Raw genomic sequence first — 23594 nt, 5'->3', positions numbered from 1 at the left:
CTAAAACAGCCTCCAATTAAATAGAAAAAACACTGAGGATTAAAGTGATTTTTGTTAAAGGTCTTAAGAAAAGGCAAAAAATTAGCAGAATTGTGCAAATCATTGTGGCAATAGCACTGATCTTCGGCCTAATGTACTTGTGGCAATCAAGTTTACGTAATGGTCAAAAATTATTAAATTCACAAACAAAAGTGATGGCAAGGCTATTAGCACAGCAAGCCGCTAATGGTGCGGCTCCAGCAATGTTTTTACAAAATGATGAGCAACTGCAATGGTTAGCATCAGCACTTGCTGCTGATCCTAAAGTGATGTCGGTGAATATCTATAATTCACAAGGTGTAAGGCTAGCCTTTGCCCAAAGTGTGTCTTATGAAAACTTAGAAGCCGACTCTGAAATATTAAAAGGCTTATTAAAACCATATCCCCCCCTGATTGAGAACGTTGTTCAAGACGACAACAATTTAGGTTACGTTGAAGTACGTTTAAATCTTGATATATTTTTCGACGAAATAAAAATATTGCATGAACAGAACATGCAATTACAGCAGATGATGTTAATTGTAGCTGGCTTTATTGGTTTACTATTATCACGGGCACTTTCATTTAAACGTGCCGATTTTGACCGCCGAAAAGCCCAAGCTAAATTACGTAAAAAACCTAAAAAATCGGCCTTGCTCGCTTCAAACGAAACGCAAGCAGACGAGTCAGAAGATGTAAAACAAGATCCTCCTGCCTAGAGAGATTGCTGACAGAAATGACAAACATAAAAAATGGGCACTCAATGAGTGCCCATTTTTATGACTAACGATTAAATTACAGTGTTAACGCTGCATCTAAAGTCATGATGATCATGTCGCTGAATGTTGTTTGACGCTCATCAGAGGTCGTCTTCTCACCGGTACGAATGTGGTCTGATACCGTTACAACACATAACGCTTTGGCGCCTAATTCATGTGCTACACCGTATAAACCAGCTGCTTCCATTTCGACGCCAAGAATACCCATTTTTTCCATAACATCAAACATTTGAGGATCTGGAGTATAAAATAGGTCGGCAGAGAAAACGTTACCTACACGGATTTTAGTGCCGTGCGCTTTCGCTGAATCAACAACAGCACTTAGCAAGCTGTAGTCTGCAATTGCAGCAAAATCGTTATCTTTAAAACGTAAACGGTTCACTTTAGAATCAGTACATGCACCCATACCGATAATCACATCACGTACTTTTACGTCAGTGCTGATTGCGCCACAAGTACCAACACGGATTAAGTTCTTAACACCGTAGTCTTTGATAAGTTCGTGTGCATAGATTGAACAAGATGGGATACCCATACCTGAACCCATAACAGAAATACGCTTACCTTTATATGTACCGGTAAAACCTAGCATGTTACGTACATCAGTCACTTGCTCAACATTTTCTAAAAATGTCTCAGCAATATATTTTGCACGTAACGGATCGCCTGGAAAAAGTACCGTTTCAGCAAAAGCACCTTCAACAGCATTAATATGTGGTGTAGCCATGTTATAACCCCTATGTTTCTATTTTATTTTGTATTGCTTAGTCATGTTTACAGTTTAGCAAAGCCATTAAACTTTATATAGAACCGTCGTTTGAAAATGTGACTAATTAATAAAAGATTCACCATAATTCATCGGTTCTAACTCAAAATAACTCGCAATAGACTGGCCAATATCAGCAAAAGACTTACGACGGCCTAGCGAGCCTGCAGATAAACCTGCACCATAAGCGAGTACCGGCACACGTTCACGAGTATGTTCAGTGCCAACCCAAGTAGGATCACAACCATGATCAGCAGTGAAAACCACTAAATCTTCAGGCTGTAAAATCGCTAATAATTCCGGTAAACGAGAATCAAAGTACTCAAGTGCTTTAGCATAACCGGCAGTGTCACGGCGATGACCATAATGAGAGTCAAAATCAACAAAATTGGTAAACACAATCGTGTTATCGCCAGCACGTTTAATTTGCGCTAAGGTTTCGTCAAATAACTCTTCAAGACCAGTCGCTTTAAATTGTTGAGTAATACCGCTGTGCGCATATATATCAGAAATTTTACCGATACTAACCACTTCACCGCCAGCATCTTTAAGCTTATCTAATACCGTAGGCGCTGGTGGTAATACCGCATAATCATGACGGTTACCAGTACGAGCGAAATCAGCAGCGCCAGTGCCAACAAACGGACGAGCAATTACGCGACCAATGTTATAAGGCTCTAACTCTTCACGCGCTATTTTGCACAAGTTGTATAGATTTTCTACACCAAAACTTTCTTCATGACATGCTATTTGGAATACAGAGTCAGCAGAGGTATAGAAAATAGGCTTGCCTGTTTTCATGTGCTCTTCGCCTAACTCTTCAAGAATTTGAGTCCCTGACGCATGGCAGTTACCTAAAAACCCATCTAAACCAGCGCGTTCAAGGATTTTATCTGTGAGTTCTTTCGGAAATGAATTGGTTAGGTCACTAAAATAACCCCACTCATAAAGGACAGGAACACCCGCCATTTCCCAGTGACCACTTGGAGTGTCTTTGCCTGAACTTAATTCGTCAGCATGGCCATAAGCACCGATGAGTTCGACATTATCAGCAAATCCAGCAGCAAATTTACCCGTACTTTCAAAACCAGCATGGCCTAGACCAAAGCGAGCAAGATTAGGTAATTTCAATGGACCTTGACGGCCGATATCCGCTTTGCCGTCAGCACAAGCTTGCGCGATGTGACCAAAAGTATCAGAGCCAACGTCACCAAACTTATCGGCGTCGGTAGCAGCACCAACACCAAAAGAGTCGAGCATTAAGATAAAAGTACGTTTCATTATTTGTTTCCTTTATAAATCTGAAGCGCGAATATAACGATATATTTCAGGCGTTTTCTCAGGCGCGCTATCACCAATAATAATGGCTTGCTGAATAGCAGCGGCAGCTTCGGCGAAAGCATCTTCAGATTGAGCATGGATCATCGCTAACGGAACATCTTTGTTAACTTCCTGACCCAATGCGCATACTTGAGTTAATCCAACACTGTAATCCAGTGCATCACCTGGTTTGCGACGTCCACCACCTAAGGTCACTACGGCTAAACCAAGTTCTCGTGTATCCATTTTGTAAGCAAAGCCAGATGTATTGGCATATACAGGTCGTACAATTTTCGCATGAGGTAAATACTTATCATATGCCTCAACAAAATCTGTTGGGCCACCTAAGCCAGACACCATTTTAGCAAATGCCTCTGCTGCTTTACCATTATCTAATACAGTATTTAGTTTATGACGAGCTTCTGCTTCATTCTGTGCAATACCACCCAAAATTAGCATTTCTGCACATAATCCCATGGTGACAGCATATAAACGTGGATTACGATATTGACCAGTCAAAAAGTTTATCGCCTCACGAACCTCAACCGCATTACCTGCACACGAAGCCAATACTTGGTTCATGTCAGTTAACAATGCCGTTGTTTTAGTTCCTGCGCCATTAGCAACAGCAGTAATGCTGCGAGCTAATTCTTCAGATGCTTCGTAAGTAGGCATAAATGCACCGCTGCCGACTTTGACATCCATTGCAAGAGCATCAAGCCCCGCGGCTAACTTTTTAGATAAAATAGATGCGGTGATAAGTGAGATAGATTCAACGGTGGCGGTATTATCACGAATCGAATAGAAACGCTTATCAGCAGGGACTAAGTCACCGGTTTGACCAATAATGGCAACACCAGCATCTTTAACCACTTTGCGGAATAATTCACTTGAAGGCTCAGTTTGATAGCCAGGAATAGCATCAAATTTATCTAACGTACCACCGGTGTGACCTAAGCCACGACCTGAAATCATTGGTACATAACCGCCACAAGCTGCAGCCATAGGGCCAAGCATTAGGCTGATTACATCGCCAACACCACCAGTGCTATGCTTATCGATAATCGGGCCATTGAGGCCGAGAGAATCCCAATTTAGTACGGTTCCGGAATCGCGCATTGCAATCGTTAATGCAATCCGTTCGTCCATATTCATATCTTTGAAATACACTGCCATGCCGAACGCAGCAATTTGGCCTTCTGAAACCGTGTTATGAGTAATGCCATCAACAAAGAATTGAATTTCTGCAGTGCTTAATACATCGCCATTACGTTTTTTGCGTATAATTTCTTGAGCTAAAAACATGTTACGTCTCCCTTTAGGCAACCCATCACCTTTAGGGTCGCCTTTAATAATAGGATGCTATCAAGTGATAGCGCCTCAGTACGACAATGATCCAAGGCCATACTGAGATTTTTGACTATCTATGCGATTAGTAACCTGAAGTAGGCTTAGGGGTATCAACTAATTCTAATGTATGTAATAAGCTATTTAATAAGCTAGATGCACCAAAACGGAAAGTTTGTGGGGTAACCCAATCAGCACCCAAAATGCGCGCAGCCAAGTCTAAAAACTCTGCTGTTTGTGCTGCATCACGAACACCGCCGGCAGGCTTAAAGCCTACATTGCGATTTTTCTCACTGATTACAGTTAGCATAATTTCAGCCGCTTCAAGTGTGGCGTTCACCGGTACTTTACCCGTTGATGTTTTAATAAAATCAGCACCGGCATCGATAGCTAATTCTGATGCTTTACGGATCAAAGCTGGATCTTTCAACACACCAGATTCGATGATAACTTTTAAAATCGCATCATCGCCGCACTCTTCCTTACAGGCTTTAACCAATTCAAAACCGACGGTTTCGTTACCTTCCATTAATGCACGGTATGGAAACACAACATCGACTTCATCAGCACCATAGGCAACTGCGGCACGAGTTTCTAGTACTGCGATGGCAATATCATCATTACCGTGTGGAAAATTAGTTACGGTTGCAATTTTAATGTCTTCACAATCAAGTTCATTTAGTGTTTTACGTGCAATAGGAATAAAACGAGGATAAATACAAATTGCGGCAGTATTACCTGCTGGAGACTTGGCTTTATGGCACAAATCGATGACCTTTTGATCAGTATCATCGTCATTTAAAGTGGTTAAATCCATTAATTCAATACCACGTTGTGCCGCTTTTTTTAAATCAGTCATAATTGCTCTCCGAAACGATAAATCAAAGTTGATAAATTTTTTTCAGGCAACACTATGTAGCTGGCATATGATTATAATTATGGCCGGGCCTTCAGTATTGCCAGTAAATCTTACTACTATTTACTAACCTAAGTATTCAATCTGATAACGAGTACCACGACTTGAATCCTTGAAGACCGGAAAAGATAAAACAAAGATAATTGTTTCAACTGTTCCGCGAAAAATCCATTTTAGCGCGTAAAAATAAAACTTTGTAGGGTACAAACTTTTATATAAAAACACTCTTATTAGACAATGATTTTAAATGAAAGTTCGATATTTTTTTATTGTAAAATTTGGAGCCGCTAATGCGGCTCCAACAACTCATATACAAAAAAACTAGATTTTGTAAGTTGCGGTTAGGAAGTGAGTCCAACCTGTTGTATTCAAACCATCAAAGAACTGATTCTTAAATGCATTGTCATTTAAGCCGTATGAGTGGTAGAAGTATTTAGCACCATAACCTAAAGCAAAACGGTCTGTATGGTAGTAAAGACCTAAGAAACCAGCGCCACCGTGTTCAGTGTTGTTATAGTTACCATCACTGTTTTGGCCTGAATATTCTTCGTCCATGTCAAATTGGTAATCAACATAACCTTGGAAAGATAAAAAGCTCTTGTCATCGAAGAAAACAAATGGCTTGAACCAGTTAGCTGAGAATTGGTAACCATTCCAGTCTTTACGGTTAATATCATAACTAGCGAACATGTTCATGCCAGTTTTACCTAACCATGGAACCATTACATCCGCACCAACACCCCAGAAAGACATGTTAACATCGCCAGCACCATTACCATCGGTATTGATAGCGCCGCCACCCCAGTTAAATAGAGTAGATAAATATACTTCTTGAACTGGGCCGAAAGATAAATCTTTACCAGTAATAGCATCAAGAGAAAAACGAGGAGCTAACTTCATGAACATTTTGCTCGCGCCGTCAGCTTTATCGCCTGAATCACTGTTGCCTAAGTTGAAAACATCAACATAACCATATAGGTCAACAAAACCAGAACGTCCACCAAACTCCATCTCTAAATAGTTATGGGTAGCTTCATCTTCGTTTGCAATTGGATGCTCATCGATTGCGTACATAATGTTAAACTGCATCCACTTATAATCATTAGCGTGAATGTCACCAGTTTGTTCAGCAGCAGAAACAGTAAATGCAGAGCCCGCTAGTGCAACGGTACTTGCTAATACTAAAGTATTTAATTTTTTCATCATCAACCCCATGTATATTATTTAACTATCTTCTTGGATAGCACTTCTTTTTAATCATTCGTATTTTACCGTTACTGATATAAATCTCAATATTTAATCGATAAAAAACGAATACAAAATTCTTTTTTGTGAACAATGTCGCGACTTTTTGTCCACACATCATTAACAATTTGACATTTCAATCTTGACTAGAGAATTTAATGCATCCTCTTTTGCAATCACTAAAACAGCATAACTTCGTATTGGGAAACGGTGGATTAACACAAAAATCAATAACAACTTTATTACAAAACTGGGTCTCTAATAATTATTAAAGTAAAGACCCAGCTGTAGGAGGTATTCCCCCTGGAATTACTCTTAACTTAGATAGCTAAGAATAAACCGGCTAATGTCGCGCTCATTAAGTTAGCTAATGAACCAGCGATAACAGCACGGATACCTAGTTTTGCAAGGTCATGGCGACGTGAAGGAGCCATAGCACCTAAACCACCAAGTAAGATTGCAATAGAAGATAAGTTAGCGAATCCACACAATGCGAAAGAGATAATCGCTTTAGTACGGTCTGACATCATTGCGCCAGTTTCAGCTACTACTTTAAAGCCTTCAGCAGATGCATCAAGTAGATACGGAGCGAAGTTTAAGTAAGCAACAAATTCGTTAACAACAATCTTTTGACCGATGAAAGAACCAGCAACAAGCGCTTCGTTCCAAGGTACACCGATTAAGAAAGCTAGAGGCATAAAGATATAACCAAGGATAAGTTCTAGCGTAATACCCTCTAAACCGAACCAACCTGTTACGCCACCGATAATACCGTTGACCATTGCAATTAATCCAACGAATGCGATCAACATAGCACCAACGTTCAATGCAAGGTGCATACCTGATGCAGCACCTGAAGCAGCAGCATCTAACACGTTTGCTGGCTTATCAGGATCATCTGGTAAATCGTCCATTTCATTGATAGCCGCTTCTGTTTCTGGGTGCATCAGTTTAGCCATTAATAGGCCACCTGGTGCCGCCATGAATGACGCTGCAACTAAGTATGCAATTGGAACACCCATTTGCGCGTAACCCGCTAATACAGAACCAGCGATTGATGCTAAACCACCCACCATGATGGCGAATAACTCTGATTGAGTCATAGTAGCAATAAACGGACGCACAACTAGCGGTGCTTCAGTTTGACCAACGAAAATGTTCGCTGTTGCTGACATTGATTCAGTGCGGCTTGTGCCTAATGCTTTTTGTAGACCGCCACCAATAATGCGGATGATCCACTGCATAATGCCTAAATAGTAAAGCACTGCAATTAAAGAAGAGAAGAATATAATGACAGGTAATACGTTGATGGCGAAAATAAAACCAACTTTAAAGTTAGCTAAATCACCAAATAAGAAGCTAGTACCTGCTTGTGCATAACTAATCACACTTGATACTGCGTCAGAAACACCTTTCAGAATATCTTTACCGATTGGAACATATAATACGAAACCAGCGAAGAATGCTTGAATTGCTAAAGCACCACCAACGGTACGTACACTAATTGCTTTTCTATTATTTGATAGTGCAAAACCTATCAATAGTAAGGTGACCACCCCTACTAAACTCATTACTATATCCATTAATCATCACCCTTTTGTTAACAGTTTTTTTGAATGTTGTTAACTCACCTAATTTCCGCTGATGATTATAACTGAGCGTGAAACGAAAAGCGTCGTTTTGATCAAGTTTTTAAAGTTTAATTTCAAACCCTTACGACATTAAAAACAATTTATGTCTCTATGTTCATTAAAAAACAATTAAAGCTCAAACAGTTGCAATGCATTTTTATTCAACTGTTCTAATATACAAACAGTCGGCTTTTTCTTTAAAAATGCGATTTCGGACACAATTCGAGGAATAATAAGAGGGGTATTACGTGATTTAGGATGATCAAAAGGAGGCATACTTGGTGAATCAGTTTCCAATAAAAAGTGTTCCAAAGGTAAATTAACCACTGTTTCTCGAAGCTTTTTCGCACTTGGATTGAGTATTAAAGCACCAACACCTAATTTAAAACCGAGTGAAATATAACGTTTCGCAATTTCACTATTGCCATAGAACCCATGCACTACGCCGCCTTTAGGCAGTCTAATATGTGCCAACATTGACAATAATTCTTGGTGAGCTTTAACGGCATGTAAAATGACGGGTAATTGGTAAACTTGAGCAAGCGATAACTGTTTCTCAAGTAACAACAATTGTTTATCCGACCAATGGTGCAATTTATCCAGCCCACACTCCCCAACAGCAACCAAACGCCTATTCTTGCTATATTGTTGTATCGTTGCTTCAAGCTTAATAATGGCAGCATCAATGTCCTCAGGCACGTACCACGGATGAATACCAAGGGAGAAATAACAATTAAACTGCTGTGCTATTAGAATTTGCTTTTGCCATTTATCAACCGACACACCAGGTAAAATAGCAGAGCTAATACCATGGCGATGCATGGCATCAAATAATTGTGTTCTATCATCATCGAACTCTGACATGTCGAGATGGGCATGAGTATCAATCATAAGGTTGCTCTTTTTTATTGCCATTCTGATTTATGACGGGCTCAGATGTCGATGCCTCATTTGTAGGTTCGCTCAATCGTGGTACACAGCTGCGTTTATTTTCTAGGGTTAACCCCATCTCATCACACCATAAAATGTACCTTTGCCAGGGTTTTACAATAAATAGCCTAAAAATAGCCTTAATCATCTTAATTCCCTGTTAAAAATAATAATAAAAAAGGCGGCACAGCCACCTTTTTTAACATATCTGTAAAAAACTTCTTAACATTTAATGTTCGCGTGTTTTGGCAAACTCAACATCAGGGTAGCGTTCCATCGATAAGTTTAGATTCACCATAGTAGGAGCAATATAGGTCAAGTTATTACCGCCATCTAGGGCTAAATTTTGACTACATTTACGTCGAAACTCTTCTAATTTACGCTCATCTTTGCAATACACCCAACGTGCGGTACTCACACTGATACCTTCGTAAATAGCTTCTACGTTATATTCACTTTTTAAGCGTCCAACAACTACTTCAAACTGTAGCACACCAACCGCACCTACGATTAAATCGTTAGAATCAATTGGTCTGAAGACCTGAACAGCTCCCTCTTCAGATAATTGCACTAACCCTTTAAGCAGCTGCTTTTGTTTTAGTGGATCTTTTAAACGAATACGACGGAACATTTCAGGTGCAAAGTTTGGCACCCCAGTAAAGCGAAGTTTTTCGCCTTGAGTAAATGTATCACCAATTCGCATGGTGCCATGATTATGCAATCCAATAATATCGCCTGGGTACGCCACTTCAGCACGACTTCGATCACCAGCCATAAAGGTCAAAGCATCACTGACATTGACATCTTTACCGATGCGAACATGGTGCATTTTCATACCTTGTTCATATCTACCCGAGCAAACACGCATAAAAGCAACACGGTCTCGATGTTTTGGATCCATATTGGCTTGTATCTTAAAAATAAAACCAGAAAACTTTTCTTCATCAGGCGTGACATTTCGTACATCACTTTCACGGGGAAGCGGCTTTGGAGCCCATTCCACGATACCATCCAAAATATGATCCACACCAAAGTTACCTAAGGCTGTACCAAAATATACTGGCGTAAGCTCGCCATTTAGAAAAGCTTCTTGATTGAATTCATTTGAAGCGCCAGCGACCAGTTCCATTTCATCACGTATTTCAGAGGCATACGATCCAAGAACTTTATCTAATTCAGGATTATGTAATCCTTTGATAATACGCTCATCTTGAATTGTATGACCCATACCGCTCTGGTATAAAATGATTTCATCACGCAGAATATGATACACACCTTTAAATTCCTTACCTGAACCAATTGGCCAAGTAATCGGTGCACAAGCTATTTTTAAGATGTCTTCTACTTCATCCATCAATTCAATGGGATCACGAATATCGCGGTCACATTTGTTCATGAATGTCACAATAGGTGTGTCACGCAAGCGCGTCACTTCCATAAGCTTAATAGTACGATCTTCGACACCTTTAGCGGAGTCGATAACCATTAAACATGAATCTACTGCGGTTAGTGTACGGTAGGTGTCTTCCGAAAAGTCTTCGTGACCAGGCGTATCAAGTAAATTGATGAGCGCGCCACCGTAAGGGAATTGCATCACAGAGGTGGTAATCGAAATACCACGATCTTTTTCCATTTCCATCCAATCAGATTTAGCATGTTGACCAGACTTTTTGCCTTTTACCGTGCCAGCCTTTTGTAAGGCATTTCCGAATAAAAGCACTTTTTCGGTGATGGTGGTTTTACCCGCATCGGGGTGCGAAATGATGGCGAAGGTACGACGCTTGTCGACCTCAACTTTATTGCCTGACATGTTAACCTTGCACTAGCCGCTAAAAAAGGCGCAAATTATAGCGCCTATCGATAGAATTGGCTAGGCAAAGTGTTTTTTAGCTCTTAGATGACAATTCGTTAGATTGTTGAATCATATTTTTCATTCTGGCTAATTCAATTCTCGCATAACGATGCTCAACAAAATCATAAATATTGGTGGCTAACGTTAAACGATAGAAATTAGCCGCTTGCTGATATTGACCATTTTCAGCAGCATGTTTCGCTAAGTAAAAATAGGCTTCACATAAACGTTCTGCATATTCTTTAGGCTGAGACAAACCTTCTTTTGCGGCAGCAAATACTTGTTCTTGATTTATCTTACCTAAGTAAAAATCGACTAACACACTAGACCAGTCTTTATCCTTTAACTGCTGACGCTGTATCGCAAGGTCTGCCAAAGCAGGCTTACTATCGATTGAGGAAGACATCAAATACAACCATAAAGCTCGATAACCGTCACTTGGGTCACGATCATAGAATGCTTTCATATCATCAACGGCTAATTCGTAACGTTCGCCATAATATAATGCAATACCACGATTTAAAAAGGCATAGTCATAGTTTGGTGACAGTTCGAGTACACCATCAAATGCTTCATAAGCACTATCAAACTCGCCTTCTTGAGTGTAATAAATACCAAGAAAGTTATATGCATCGGCTAGATCAGGTTGTAATTTTAATGCTTGATGAAAATCGATTCTGCCAAGTAGACGTAATCCGACACTGTCATAAATGACCCCTCGATCGTAATGAAAACGTGCACGTTGTTCGTCAGTTAACTCCATGGTAGCTAAAATTTCATTTAGCTTTGCGAGTGTCACTTCTAATTTATAATCAGGCATAACCGGCGCGACAATCATCTGCCCTGCAATATTATCATTTGAACCTAACGTTGCAGCACACCCTGACAACAACATACTTGCACCGACAACAACGGCAACGATTGTGGTGCGTAGTTTACATTCCATCCGCTTTACCTTATCAGGTTCTATTAATATTCAATATCATAGCAATCTGGCAATCTAAGAGCCATGCACATTACAGATTATTTTTTTATAGATAAAAAAAAGGAGATCAAATGATCTCCTTTTGTGTCGTTAAGCCTTTAAATTACATTACTCAGCAGTTTCTTTCGCTTGAGCTTCTTTAATTGATAGTCTTACACGACCTTGACGATCCACTTCCATTACTTTAACAGCAACTTCTTGGTTCATCTCTAAATGGTCTGACACGTTAGCAACACGCTCATCGCTAATTTGCGAGATGTGAACTAAACCGTCTTTACCAGGAAGAATGTTAACGAACGCACCAAAATCAACGATACGAATAACTTTACCGTTGTAGATACGGCCCACTTCAACTTCTGCAGTGATTTCTTCAATACGACGGATTGCTTCTTTAGTCGCTTCACCGTTTGAAGAGGCAATCTTCACAGTACCATTATCATCAAGCTCAATCGTAGTACCCGTTTCTTCGGTAAGCGCACGAATTACCGCACCGCCTTTACCAATAACGTCACGGATCTTCTCAGGGTTAATCTTGATGGTAGTGATTCGTGGAGCATGGGCAGAAATATCGTCACGATGTGAACCAATAGCTTGATCCATAACGTTTAGAATATGAACACGAGCACCATAAGCCTGTTGCAGTGCGATATCCATGATTTCTTTAGTGATACCTTCGATTTTGATATCCATCTGCAATGCAGTAATACCATCACGAGTACCGGCTACTTTAAAGTCCATATCGCCTAAGTGATCTTCATCGCCTAAGATGTCAGAAAGCACAACGAAATCGTCGCCTTCTTTAACTAGACCCATTGCAATACCCGCAACAGAAGTCTTGATTGGTACACCTGCATCCATCAATGCTAATGAAGTACCACATACTGAAGCCATTGAGCTTGAACCGTTAGATTCAGTAATTTCAGATACAACACGAATGCTGTACGGGAATTCTTCAGCTGAAGGCATCACGGCATTCATACCACGCCATGCTAACTTACCATGACCGATTTCGCGGCGCTTAGGTGAGCCAACCATACCTGTTTCACCAACAGAATACGGAGGGAAGTTATAATGAAGCATAAAGCGATTAGTACGTTCGCCCATGATGCTATCAATCTTCTGCGCATCACGTTCAGTACCTAAAGTACAGGTTACTAATGCTTGAGTTTCACCACGTGTAAATAATGAACTACCGTGAGTACGTGGAAGTACACCCGCTAAAACACTTAACGCGCGGATCATATCTGGTTCACGACCATCGATACGAGGCTTACCACTGATAATACGGCCGCGAACAACGCTTTTCTCTAAACTACCGAGTAAGTTGTCTACTTCACGAGTATCAACATCTGGATTCTCTGCAACTAGTGCAGCTTTAGCAGTAGATTTAACAATACCGACTTGTACATAGCGGTCTTGTTTAACTTCAATTTGGTAAGCTTCTGTCATGCCAGCTTCTGCAAGATCTTTGATTTTAGCAACTAACACTTGATCTTGAACTGGTGCAATCCAATCCCATGTTGGTTTGCCAGCTTCAGCCTTGAACTCGGCAATAGCATCAACAACAACTTGTTGTTGATCATGTCCGTAAGTTACCGCACCTAACATGATTTCTTCTGCAAGCGCTTTAGCTTCAGATTCAACCATAAGTACAGCAGCTTTAGTACCCGCAACCACTAGGTTTAGTGAACTTGTTGCAAGCTGATCAACTGTTGGGTTAAGTACATATTCATCGTTGATATAACCAACACGCGCAGCACCTAGTGGGCCACTGAAAGGAATACCAGAAATAGCTAACGCTGCTGAGGTACCAATCATCGAAACAATATCTGGCTCGATTTGTGGATCAACAGAAACCACAGTGATGATAACTTGAACTTCGTTTTTAAAACCGTTAGGGAATAAAGGACGAATAGGACGGTCAATTAGACGCGCAATCAGAGTTTCATCTTCTGATGGACGGCCTTCACGCTTGAAGAAACCACCAGGAATTTTACCTGCAGCATAGGTTTTTTCTTGATAGTTAACAGTTAGCGGGAAGAAGTCACGGCTTAAATCCGCTACTTTTTTACCAACTACAGTAACTAATACTGTGGTATCGCCCATGCTTGCTAAAACTGCAGCATCAGCTTGACGTGCAATAACACCTGTTTCTAAGGTGACTGTATGTTGACCATACTCAAAACTCTTTACAATTGGATTCACGTGACCCATTCCTTAATTTAATGACCTTTAATTACGCGCACAAGTATACTTCAATTAGACCGAATAGTTAAATAGACGCGAGTTACAGAATGTGAAAATCTTTAAAATAATCATTTTCCTACATGAGATCATCGTATTAACAAATGATTTAGACGTTATTAAGCAAAAAACTTTACGATTAAGTGACCTGAGGTTTGCTATTTGATTTGATTATTGATGACAAGACAGATGAATTTGACTAAAGTTGTAGCTAATAGTGTCAATTTTTGTAAGGGTTAACTAATTAATTAGCCACGTTAAGATTGATTTAATAGAACCTATAAATCATGAGTAACTTTAGCATTTTAAAATGCTAAAACCAACGTAGAATTAGTCACTTATATGACATGGAATAATACATGACTGCCCGTTTTAAGTCTCTTACATGGAAACAAACTAACTTAGTGGTATTTACTGCTTTGTTTTTTGCAATTGCCATCTTTATCGTAGAAATTGCGTTAGTTGTTATAACGACTAAACAACAGCTTACAGCAGCACAGCAAGAACTACTCAATTCCGTCGAGCAAACCACTACGAATGCGGTATGGTCGTTAGATGACAAACTTGCTAGTCAAACACTCGAAGGCATCATCAAAGTAGATAACGTCGGTTCAGCGGTCATTGAGCTTGATGATGGTTCGCTATTTGTATCTGTGGCCAATGAATCTGATGAGTTTTCCAATAACTACATATCGTTAAGTAATCGTCTTTTTGGTAATTTGAAAGAAATTTCCCGTTCGCTGTATCGTCCGTTCTACTTTGAAGGCAACAAACAACAGCAACTCATTGGCACATTGACCATTTTTTACGACACCCAAAAACTGACGACTAAACTCTTCAGTCAGCTACAACTTGGGCTAATAGCGACATTGGCTCGCGCACTATTGCTCACTTTAGTATTAACAGTGGTGTTTCATCGTTTTTTAACACAACCCATCGCACGTATTAGTGAAGCTATTGATAAAATTGATCCAGACTATCCTGATGAAAACTTGTTGCCGATGTCTCAAGCCCATAAAGATGATGAATTAGGCCTAGTGACCAGTAAATTTAATCAAATCTTATTACAATTCAGCCAAACTCAAAATAAACTGCGAAAAATGGCGACACGTGACCCATTAACAGGGCTACCGAATCGAACCTTATTGTTAGAAACACTCAATGTGACAATTCAACGTTCACGTGTTCATAAGCGAAATTTTGCACTACTTTTTATAGACTTAGATCGTTTTAAAAACGTCAATGACTCTTTAGGTCATGCATTAGGAGATCAATTCCTCGCCCGAATCGCACGTATTTTAGAAAGAGTGGTAGGTGATCGAGGTAGCGTAGCGCGCTTAGGCGGCGATGAATTTGTAATTTTAGCCGATGAAATTCAAACCCCATCACAAGCAGCTGATTTTGTTGATAAGTTGCTGATCCAATTAAATACTCCAATTCAGCTAAACGAACATGCTATTCACCCAGCGGCGTCTATCGGTATATCGATATATCCCGAAGATGGTAACACCGCAGAGGATTTAATTCGTCATGCAGATATTGCCATGTACAGCGCTAAAGCCGCTGGTTCTAATCAATGGTCGTTCTTTAAACAACAAATGACCGAACGTGCTGCAGTGAGATTACGTACAGAAGCCTCGTTACACGATGCTTTGAAAAACAACGAGTTTTTATTATATTTTCAACCTAAATTTGACTTAAATACCAATAAAGTCGTCGGATGTGAAGCTCTTATTCGCTGGCAAAAAGACGGCCGATTAATAAGTCCTATGTCATTTATCCCTGTAGCCGAAGAAACCGGTATTATCATCCCTATTGGACGTTGGGTTATCGAGCAAAGCTGTAAAGTCATCAGGGAATGGCAACGTAAATATAATTATGCTATCCCTATTGCTGTGAATGTGGCCTCGCAACAATTTGCAGATGCCAGTTTAGTACCTGATATTAAGCAACTGGCGATCCGTTATCAAATACGTCCGGAATTACTTGAAATAGAAATTACAGAAACGTCACTGATGAATGATGTTGAACAAGCAATTACCAAATTAGAACAACTCAAATCAGCGGGTTTTGGTATTGCGGTCGATGATTTTGGCACAGGATATTCTTCATTATCATATCTACGTCATTTGCCGATTACCACAATGAAAATTGACCGTGCATTTGTTAGCGATCTTCCAGAAGATAGCGCAATTGCGTCAACTATTTTAATGCTCGGGCGCCAGCTTGATTTGACCATTGTTGCTGAAGGTATTGAAAACATTCAACAACTTGAATGGTTAAAAGAAAATCAATGTGAAATCGGTCAAGGTTTTTACTTCAGCCAGCCATTACCCATAGAAGAATTTGAAGAAAAATATATTGCCTGCAATACCGCGAAAATAATGCATGTTTAACGGCAACAAACGCAAGCCTAAATCAGACATGCCAAAGAATTCATTAGCGGCCAATTATGAATAAAGCTTGATCGTAAGAGTTGGGTTGGTCTGTGGCGAGTTCGTCACAATAAAGCGGTATTATCTAAAGGTGGCTGTCTTAACCTTCGGCAGGTTATATATTACCTCATCTAAAGAGCTTAATTGTTTCGGCAAAATTGTAAGCATTCTCTATTCTCTATTCTCTATTCTCTATTCTCTATTCTCTAAACAATCCTAGCAGCACTCTATTGCAATATGGTCATCAAACTTAGTACATTGCCGTAATTGTTTGAGACAAATGTAGGGTTCAAATTGTTGTTTTATTTACTCACTCACTAGAAGTTGCCGATGGCAGGATATTATGTTGTCAAAGCCCATGCATTGACTATTAAGTCCCTGAGCAAGTGATTAGCACTTTCTTGGCTACTGCATAATTGTTGGTGTGATTGTACTAGATAACGACTCCTGCGAGCCCTAACGCCTTTAATCCTGCAATCTCTAGTCTACATTCAATGTTAAATCATATAAGAGTGCTCACACCTATGTTTATGGAACAACTTAAGTATTCAATTTACTGTGTTGGGTATGATGTTAAAAGATGTTGCAGATGAATAATAACCTGAAGATTATGCTGAAACATAAATGCTTAGACAAATAAATAGCTTATATCTTTAATCAAATGGCCATATAGTTTCTGAATCAAGATCTTCTGAAATAATGAAATAAAATATTCAGAAATCATGATGACTATGAAAGATCGAACCGTAAATTAGTCATAGTCAATTAAACGATAAATATCGATGAAATTAGCTAGCAGGGTGGGATTAAGCGAGTATAAACAATGCAAGAACAAAAACAGCGGTTCTTGTCCAGCAAAACATCGTACAACAACTTAGATTGGGATATTTAGCCATTAGAATAGCCTGAAGATATAAAAGACTACCAAGATGATACTCCCATATATTGGGGAGATAACGCCAAGACAACTGGTAGGTACGAGATTGGCAATATTTTGAGGCGAGTTCATTATTTTAGGCAATAAAAAAAGGAGGCTTATGGCCTCCCTCTTTACGGTTAAACTACTTACAAAAGTAAGCAGATGTCGAATTAACGACGTAAACCTAACTTCTGGATCATAGCAGTATAACGAGCTACGTCAGTACGCTTTAAGTAAGCTGAAAGCTTACGGCGTGCACTAACCATACGTAATAAACCACGACGAGAGTGGTGATCATGGATGTGCTCTTTAAAGTGACCTTGAAGGTGATTAATTTGAGCAGTTAACAAAGCTACTTGAACTTCAGTTGAACCAGTATCGTTTTCGCAGCGACCAAAATCAGCCAAAATTTTTGCTTTTGTTTCAGCACTTAGTGACATGTGTATCTCCAAAAAAAGTAAATGTATCTCTAGCCGATCACTAACTCAGCCAGAGTGAGCGCGATATTCTAACCAGATTGTTAGTTAACCGCAATAAAATTCGATTATTTATCTGAAAAAGCCAACGACGAAACCGACTCGACTACTCAGCAGTATCATTATCGTGGATTACAATCAAACGTTTTGGCGCTAATAAACCATCATCATTCATGATACCCATACCAACAAATCGACGTTCATCGCCAATAGTGATACGAACTAACTCATCAGGCTTAAGTCCCGCAGCTTGAATTGCTTGTCCTTGCATGACGTAATATAACATCGCCTCAGGCAAGTTAATTTCAGCGAATTTAGCCACTGCAGTGTCCATTGGTAACAATAACGGATCCATTAGGGTCTGAGGAGCAACATCTTGTCTATGAGCTTGTTCAAGTAGTGCTTCTAATTGCGCTAAGGTAACCATTTTTTCATAAGGATATTCGGCAACTTGAGTACGACGCAACATAATAACATGTGCTCCACATCCAAGCATTTCACCTAAATCATCAATAATGGTACGTATGTAAGTCCCTTTAGAACAATGAATGTCTAGGGTTAGTTCATCACCTTCAAGCTTAATAAAATTTAGCTCAAATACGGTAATTGGGCGTGACTCACGTGGAACTTCAATCCCCTCACGGGCATATTTATACAAAGGTTGACCTTGGTATTTTAATGCCGAATACATTGACGGTATTTGCTGAGTGGTTCCTCGAAAAAACGCGAGCTTTTCATCTAGTAATGCTTGAGTCACATTCACAGGGCGCGTTTGCACGACTTCCCCATCAGAGTCACTCGTATCAGTACGTTGACCCAATTTAGCGGTCACCAGGTAGCGTTTATCCGAATCTAATAGATGCTGAGAGAACTTAGTCGCTTCTCCGAGGCAAATAGGCAACATACCTGTTGCTAACGGGTCTAAAGCACCTGTATGGCCAGCTTTATTGGCATTAAAAAAACGCTTCACTCTTTGCAGGGCAAAATTAGAGCTCATGCCAGTATCTTTATCGAGTAATACGATTCCGTCGATGAAGCGACCTTTAGGGCGACGAGCCATTAATCTTGCTCCTTTTCACCATCAACAGACTCGCTGTTATCAGGTGCGTCAGGCGTAAATTGCTGCTGTTTGGCTTTATCTTTATTTATGACTTGTGTGACTAGGTTAGACATACGCATGCCTTCTACTAGCGAACTATCATAAATAAAACGTAATTCAGGCATAACACGTAATTTCATACGTCCAGCAACTAAAGTACGTACATAAGGCGCGGCTACAGTCAGCGCATCAATTTTTTGTTGAACAAGTTCAGTGTCTTCTTCAAAAAAAGTCACATAAACTTTTGCATAACTTAAATCACGAGAGACGTCGACGTCATTTACTGTGACAAAACCAATGCGAGGATCTTTCATATCGCGTTGCAACACCATTGCCAGTTCTTGCTGGAGTTGTTGTGCAATACGGCGGGTACGACTAAATTCTTTTGCCATGATGATATGCCATATCGTTAGGTCTACAATCAAAAAGGGCGGCTAAAGCCGCCCTTCCATTGGTACTTATAAGCTGCGAGCAATTTCGACTATTTCGAAGACTTCAATTTGATCGCCCACTCGGACGTCATTGTAATTCTTCACACCGATACCACATTCCATACCATTACGGACTTCTTGTGCATCGTCTTTAAAGCGGCGTAATGACTCAAGTTCACCTTCGAAGATAACCACGTTATCACGTAGTACACGAATTGGTGCGCTACGTTTAACAATACCTTCGGTAACCATACAACCAGCGATAGCGCCGATTTTAGGTGACTTAAACACATCACGAACTTCTGCAAGGCCGATAATTTCTTGTCTAAATTCAGGCGCTAACATACCTGTCATTGCAGCACGAACTTCATCAATTAGATTGTAGATGATGCTGTAATAACGTAAATCAACACTTTCTGAATCAATGGTCTTACGAGCCTGTGCATCAGCACGGACGTTGAAACCAACAAGAATCGCATTTGAAGCTGCTGCTAATGTTGCGTCGGTTTCGGTTAATGCACCTACACCACGAGCAATAATATTCACTTTAACTTCATCTGTAGACAGTTTAGCTAAAGATTCGCAAATCGCTTCAAGAGAACCTTGAACATCAGCTTTAAGTACGATATTCAGCTCTTGTACTTCGCCTTCTTCCATGTTCGCAAACATGTTTTCTAGCTTAGACTTCTGCTGACGCGCTAACTTAATGTCACGGAATTTACCTTGGCGATACAATGCAACTTCTCGAGCTTTACGTTCATCACGTACAACTGTCGCTTCATCACCAGCTAAAGGCACACCAGAAAGACCTAAAATCTCTACTGGAATAGATGGACCAGCTTCGGTAATAGCGTGACCGTTTTCGTCTTTCATCGCACGGATTTTACCGTACTCTAAACCACATAAAACGATATCACCTTGGCGTAACGTACCTTCTTGAACCAAGACAGTAGCCACTGGGCCACGACCTTTATCAAGTTTTGATTCGATAACAACACCCGCTGCCATACCATCACGTATTGCTTTAAGTTCTAATACTTCAGATTGAAGTAAGATACCTTCTAACAATTCGTCAACGCCCATACCAGTTTTGGCTGAAACGTGAACGAACATGTTATCTCCGCCCCAATCATCTGACATGATGCCATGTTGAGACAGTTCGCTCTTAACGCGCTCTGGATCAGCATCTGGCTTATCCATTTTGTTAACAGCTACGATTAACGGTACGTTACCCGCTTTAGCATGTTGAATCGCTTCAATCGTTTGTGGCATTACGCCATCATCGGCAGCAACAACCAAAATAACAATATCAGTCGCCTTAGCACCACGAGCACGCATTGACGTAAACGCCGCGTGACCAGGAGTATCAAGGAAAGTGATCATGCCGTTTTCAGTTTCAACGTGGTATGCACCAATATGCTGAGTAATACCACCGGCTTCGCCAGCAGCAACTTTCGCACGACGGATATAATCAAGTAATGACGTTTTACCATGGTCAACGTGACCCATGATAGTCACAACTGGAGCACGAGACTCTAGTTGGATATTGTCATCGCGATCTTTCAGTACTTGATGCTCAAGTTCGTTTTCACGAATAAGCACCACTTTATGACCTAATTCTTCAGCAACCATTTGGGCTGTTTCTTGGTCAAGTACTTGGTTAATCGTTACCATAGTGCCCATTTTCATCATTTGCTTGATGATAACAGTGGCTTTAATTGCCATTAAATGCGCTAATTCTGATACGGTTACGGTTTCACCGATACGCACATCACGACTAACAGCTGCAGCAGGTTTATTAAAACCGTGTGCCATAGATTCAGGTGCTGTACTGCGGTTACGCATGTGTTTTTCACGACCGTCACGAGCATCTTTTCCGCCACGTTTTTTATTGGCGTTTTTGTTGCGCGCACGACGACCACGTTTTTCATCATCAGCATCTGAACTGTCTTCTGCTGCACGAGCAACTTTAGAGGTTGTGATGTGGTGATCGCCATTCTTTTCAGCATCTAAACGTTGGCGTTCTTCTTCAGCCCAACGCTTTGAGTTTACTTCAGCAAGGAGACGTGCAGTTTCAGCTGCTTTAGCGGCTTCATCTTTTTGCTTTTGAGTAAGCACTGCTTCTTGAGTCGCTTTTAAACGATCTGCTTCAACTTTTGCTGCTGCAGTTTCTGGGTCAGCAACTTTAGTTACTTTAGGTTCAGACTTTACTTTTTCTGATTTCAATTTGGCTTCTGCTTCCGCTTTTTTCTTCGCTTCTGCATTAGCTTTCGCTTCTGCAGCTGCTTTTGCTTCAGCTTCCACTTTTGCTTGGGCTTCAGCTTCTGCTTTGGCTTTTGCTTGAGTTTCTAATTCAGCTTGTTTTGCTAATTCTGCATCATCGCGCTTAACAAAAGTACGTTTTTTACGTACTTCTACCTTCACGTCTTTCGACTGACCGCCAGTGCTTGCAACACTTAACGTAGACACCGTTTTACGTTGCAATGTCATTTTAGTCGGAACTGAATCTGCACCATGCTGTTTTTTTAGATAATCAAGAAGTTGTTGCTTCTCTTTTTCTGAAACAGTATCGAGTTGTTTTTTGTTCATACCAGCTTGTGAGAATTGCTCGATTAATCGATCAACCGATTTACCCACTTCCGCTGCTAATTTTTCTACGCTTGTATCTGCCATCAATTAGATCCCCCTGTTGATCGACTTATGCTTCTTCGCCAAACCAACAGATATTGCGGGCAGCCATGATGAGCTCGCCTGCTTTTTCTTCTGTTAATTCTTCAATATCAATTAAATCGTCAATACCTTGCTCGGCCAAGTCTTCTAAAGTCACTACGCCTTTGCTCGCAAGAACATAAGCTAAATGTCTTTCTAATCCTTCCAATGCTAGTAAATCATCACTTGGCTCTGCACCATCTAACGCTTCTTCCGACGCTAATGCTCTTGTAGAGATTGCCGCCTTTGCACGTTCACGTAATGCTTCAACGATTCCTTCGTCGAAACCTTCTACTGCTAATAGTTCAGATTCTGGGACATAAGCAATCTCTTCTAGCGAAGTGAATCCCTCATCAGCCAATACGGCTGCAAAATCTTTATCTACATCCAGATAAGCTACAAACAAATCAATCACTTTTGCACTTTCGGCTTGGTGTTTTTTGTTCATGTCTTCAACTGTCATTACGTTTAGTTCCCAACCAGTAAGTTGAGTGGCTAAACGTACGTTTTGGCCATTACGACCAATAGCCTGTGCCAAACTGTCAGCTTCTACAGCAATATCCATCGAGTGGTTGTCTTCATCCACAATGATAGATGCAACATCAGCTGGCGCCATGGCATTGATCACATATTGTGCAGGATTATCATCCCACAACACGATATCGACTCGCTCGCCACCTAATTCGTTTGATACGGCTTGTACACGTGCGCCACGCATACCAACACAAGCACCAATAGGGTCAATGCGACGATCATTTGATTTCACAGCGATTTTAGCACGAGCGCCTGGATCACGAGCGGCACCCATTACTTCGATTAATTCGTCGTAAATTTCTGGTACTTCAACCCGAAACAGTTCAATTAACATTTCAGATTTACTGCGGGTTAAAAATAACTGCGCACCACGTGCCTCTGGACGTACAGAGTACAATAATGCACGCACACGGTCACCAGGACGGAAAGATTCACGGCTGATTAAATCTTCTTTAAATAACACGCCATCAGCATTGTTACCTAAATCAACAACTACGCTTTCACGGGTGCTTTTCTTAACAACACCAGTAACAATCTCACCTTCACGTTCAATAAATTGTTCAACAATTTGTGCACGTTCAGCTTCACGTACTTTTTGTACGATAACTTGTTTCGCGGTTTGTGTGGTGATACGGTCAAATGCAACTGAGTCGATTTGATCTTCAATAAACTCACCCACTTGAATCTCTGGTTCTTCATAACGAGCGGCTTCAAACGTAATTTCGCTGTATGGATTTTCCAAAGCTTCGCCTTTATCGTCAACTACCATCCAACGACGGAAAGTGTCGTAATGGCCTGTTTTACGATCAATAGCAACGCGAACTTCGATATCGCCTTCATATTTTTTCTTTGTTGCGGTAGCCAGTGCAATTTCTAGCGCTTCGAAAATTTTCTCGCGCGGAAGGCCTTTCTCATTGGAAACCGCTTCTGCGACTAGCAGGATCTCTTTATTCATTTG

The 23594-nt window shown here is 40.5% G+C and carries 17 protein-coding genes; 2 read left to right on the top strand and 15 right to left on the bottom strand.

Annotated features, from left to right (window positions below; genetic code table 11):
* Positions 1-44 precede the first annotated feature (44 nt).
* Positions 45-737, top strand: a complete 693-nt coding sequence (locus tag GUY17_RS05415) for an AhpA/YtjB family protein (RefSeq protein ID WP_162022533.1) — start codon at positions 45-47, stop codon at positions 735-737.
* A 76-nt stretch (positions 738-813) separates the two neighbouring features.
* On the opposite strand, the gene deoD is transcribed toward GUY17_RS05415, so the two are convergent.
* The 10 genes from deoD to pnp all read right to left on the bottom strand — a co-directional run bounded on the left by deoD (position 814) and on the right by pnp (position 13994).
* Entirely contained in the window at positions 814-1524 is a 711-nt protein-coding gene (gene deoD / locus GUY17_RS05410) for a purine-nucleoside phosphorylase (protein WP_059746461.1), read from the bottom strand.
* A 102-nt stretch (positions 1525-1626) separates the two neighbouring features.
* Entirely contained in the window at positions 1627-2844 is a 1218-nt protein-coding gene (locus GUY17_RS05405; protein WP_101085719.1) for a phosphopentomutase, read from the bottom strand.
* Positions 2845-2856: 12 nt separating this feature from the next.
* A complete protein-coding gene (gene deoA / locus GUY17_RS05400) occupies positions 2857-4188 on the bottom strand; it encodes a thymidine phosphorylase (protein WP_011636477.1) in 1332 nt (443 codons plus the stop codon).
* Positions 4189-4315: 127 nt separating this feature from the next.
* On the bottom strand, positions 4316-5089 hold the full coding sequence (deoC, locus tag GUY17_RS05395; protein ID WP_101085722.1) for a deoxyribose-phosphate aldolase: 774 nt from the start codon (positions 5087-5089) through the stop codon (positions 4316-4318).
* Positions 5090-5467: 378 nt separating this feature from the next.
* Positions 5468-6352: an outer membrane protein OmpK gene (locus tag GUY17_RS05390; RefSeq protein WP_162022532.1), complete on the bottom strand. Its 885-nt coding sequence runs from the start codon at positions 6350-6352 to the stop codon at positions 5468-5470.
* 359 nt (positions 6353-6711) lie between these two features.
* The gene (locus GUY17_RS05385; RefSeq protein WP_101085726.1) at positions 6712-7974 is read right to left on the bottom strand and encodes a NupC/NupG family nucleoside CNT transporter; all 1263 of its coding nucleotides are present in this window, start codon (positions 7972-7974) and stop codon (positions 6712-6714) included.
* 177 nt (positions 7975-8151) lie between these two features.
* Entirely contained in the window at positions 8152-8913 is a 762-nt protein-coding gene (locus GUY17_RS05380; RefSeq protein WP_162022531.1) for a TatD family hydrolase, read from the bottom strand.
* A 268-nt stretch (positions 8914-9181) separates the two neighbouring features.
* Positions 9182-10762 carry a peptide chain release factor 3 gene (gene prfC, locus GUY17_RS05375; RefSeq protein WP_162022530.1) on the bottom strand — a complete coding sequence of 527 codons (1581 nt, stop codon included), beginning with the start codon at positions 10760-10762 and terminating at the stop codon, positions 9182-9184.
* Positions 10763-10838: 76 nt separating this feature from the next.
* Positions 10839-11750 carry a lipoprotein NlpI gene (gene nlpI, locus GUY17_RS05370; RefSeq protein ID WP_101085734.1) on the bottom strand — a complete coding sequence of 304 codons (912 nt, stop codon included), beginning with the start codon at positions 11748-11750 and terminating at the stop codon, positions 10839-10841.
* Positions 11751-11897: 147 nt separating this feature from the next.
* Positions 11898-13994 carry a polyribonucleotide nucleotidyltransferase gene (gene pnp, locus GUY17_RS05365; RefSeq protein WP_162022529.1) on the bottom strand — a complete coding sequence of 699 codons (2097 nt, stop codon included), beginning with the start codon at positions 13992-13994 and terminating at the stop codon, positions 11898-11900.
* A 398-nt stretch (positions 13995-14392) separates the two neighbouring features.
* Here pnp and GUY17_RS05360 point away from each other — a divergent pair, with 398 nt between their 5' ends.
* Complete coding sequence (locus tag GUY17_RS05360) at positions 14393-16429, top strand: bifunctional diguanylate cyclase/phosphodiesterase (protein WP_162022528.1); 2037 nt, start codon at positions 14393-14395, stop codon at positions 16427-16429.
* A 1128-nt stretch (positions 16430-17557) separates the two neighbouring features.
* Here the strand turns inward: GUY17_RS05360 and rpsO are convergent.
* From rpsO to nusA, 5 genes are all read right to left on the bottom strand, one after another.
* Entirely contained in the window at positions 17558-17827 is a 270-nt protein-coding gene (rpsO, locus tag GUY17_RS05355; RefSeq protein WP_011636467.1) for a 30S ribosomal protein S15, read from the bottom strand.
* Positions 17828-17969: 142 nt separating this feature from the next.
* Positions 17970-18923 carry a tRNA pseudouridine(55) synthase TruB gene (gene truB / locus GUY17_RS05350; protein ID WP_101085740.1) on the bottom strand — a complete coding sequence of 318 codons (954 nt, stop codon included), beginning with the start codon at positions 18921-18923 and terminating at the stop codon, positions 17970-17972.
* Positions 18923-19354 carry a 30S ribosome-binding factor RbfA gene (rbfA, locus tag GUY17_RS05345; protein ID WP_101085742.1) on the bottom strand — a complete coding sequence of 144 codons (432 nt, stop codon included), beginning with the start codon at positions 19352-19354 and terminating at the stop codon, positions 18923-18925. The genes truB and rbfA overlap by 1 nt, the downstream gene beginning before the upstream one ends.
* A gap of 66 nt (positions 19355-19420) precedes the next feature.
* Positions 19421-22066, bottom strand: coding sequence for a translation initiation factor IF-2 (gene infB, locus GUY17_RS05340; protein WP_162022527.1), 2646 nt, complete (start codon positions 22064-22066; stop codon positions 19421-19423).
* Between the two features lie 25 nt (positions 22067-22091).
* Entirely contained in the window at positions 22092-23591 is a 1500-nt protein-coding gene (gene nusA, locus GUY17_RS05335) for a transcription termination factor NusA (protein WP_101085745.1), read from the bottom strand.
* Between the last annotated feature and the right edge of the window lie 3 nt (positions 23592-23594).

This window comes from Shewanella sp. Arc9-LZ, assembly GCF_010092445.1.
Classification (GTDB): Bacteria; Pseudomonadota; Gammaproteobacteria; order Enterobacterales; family Shewanellaceae; genus Shewanella.
Note: the sequence above shows the minus strand (reverse complement) of the source record. Positions and strands in the feature narration are given on the sequence as shown.

What these genes read in the sequence shown, in the direction of transcription:
- deoD (WP_059746461.1), bottom strand. Translation starts at nt 1,524, where the DNA reads ATGGCTACACCACATATTAATGCTGTTGAAGGTGCTTTTGCTGAAACG.
- GUY17_RS05405 (WP_101085719.1), bottom strand. Translation starts at nt 2,844, where the DNA reads ATGAAACGTACTTTTATCTTAATGCTCGACTCTTTTGGTGTTGGTGCT.
- deoA (WP_011636477.1), bottom strand. Translation starts at nt 4,188, where the DNA reads ATGTTTTTAGCTCAAGAAATTATACGCAAAAAACGTAATGGCGATGTA.
- deoC (WP_101085722.1), bottom strand. Translation starts at nt 5,089, where the DNA reads ATGACTGATTTAAAAAAAGCGGCACAACGTGGTATTGAATTAATGGAT.
- GUY17_RS05390 (WP_162022532.1), bottom strand. Translation starts at nt 6,352, where the DNA reads ATGATGAAAAAATTAAATACTTTAGTATTAGCAAGTACCGTTGCACTA.
- GUY17_RS05385 (WP_101085726.1), bottom strand. Translation starts at nt 7,974, where the DNA reads ATGGATATAGTAATGAGTTTAGTAGGGGTGGTCACCTTACTATTGATA.
- GUY17_RS05380 (WP_162022531.1), bottom strand. Translation starts at nt 8,913, where the DNA reads ATGATTGATACTCATGCCCATCTCGACATGTCAGAGTTCGATGATGAT.
- prfC (WP_162022530.1), bottom strand. Translation starts at nt 10,762, where the DNA reads ATGTCAGGCAATAAAGTTGAGGTCGACAAGCGTCGTACCTTCGCCATC.
- nlpI (WP_101085734.1), bottom strand. Translation starts at nt 11,750, where the DNA reads ATGGAATGTAAACTACGCACCACAATCGTTGCCGTTGTTGTCGGTGCA.
- GUY17_RS05360 (WP_162022528.1), top strand. Translation starts at nt 14,393, where the DNA reads ATGACTGCCCGTTTTAAGTCTCTTACATGGAAACAAACTAACTTAGTG.
- rpsO (WP_011636467.1), bottom strand. Translation starts at nt 17,827, where the DNA reads ATGTCACTAAGTGCTGAAACAAAAGCAAAAATTTTGGCTGATTTTGGT.
- truB (WP_101085740.1), bottom strand. Translation starts at nt 18,923, where the DNA reads ATGGCTCGTCGCCCTAAAGGTCGCTTCATCGACGGAATCGTATTACTC.
- rbfA (WP_101085742.1), bottom strand. Translation starts at nt 19,354, where the DNA reads ATGGCAAAAGAATTTAGTCGTACCCGCCGTATTGCACAACAACTCCAG.
- infB (WP_162022527.1), bottom strand. Translation starts at nt 22,066, where the DNA reads ATGGCAGATACAAGCGTAGAAAAATTAGCAGCGGAAGTGGGTAAATCG.
- nusA (WP_101085745.1), bottom strand. Translation starts at nt 23,591, where the DNA reads ATGAATAAAGAGATCCTGCTAGTCGCAGAAGCGGTTTCCAATGAGAAA.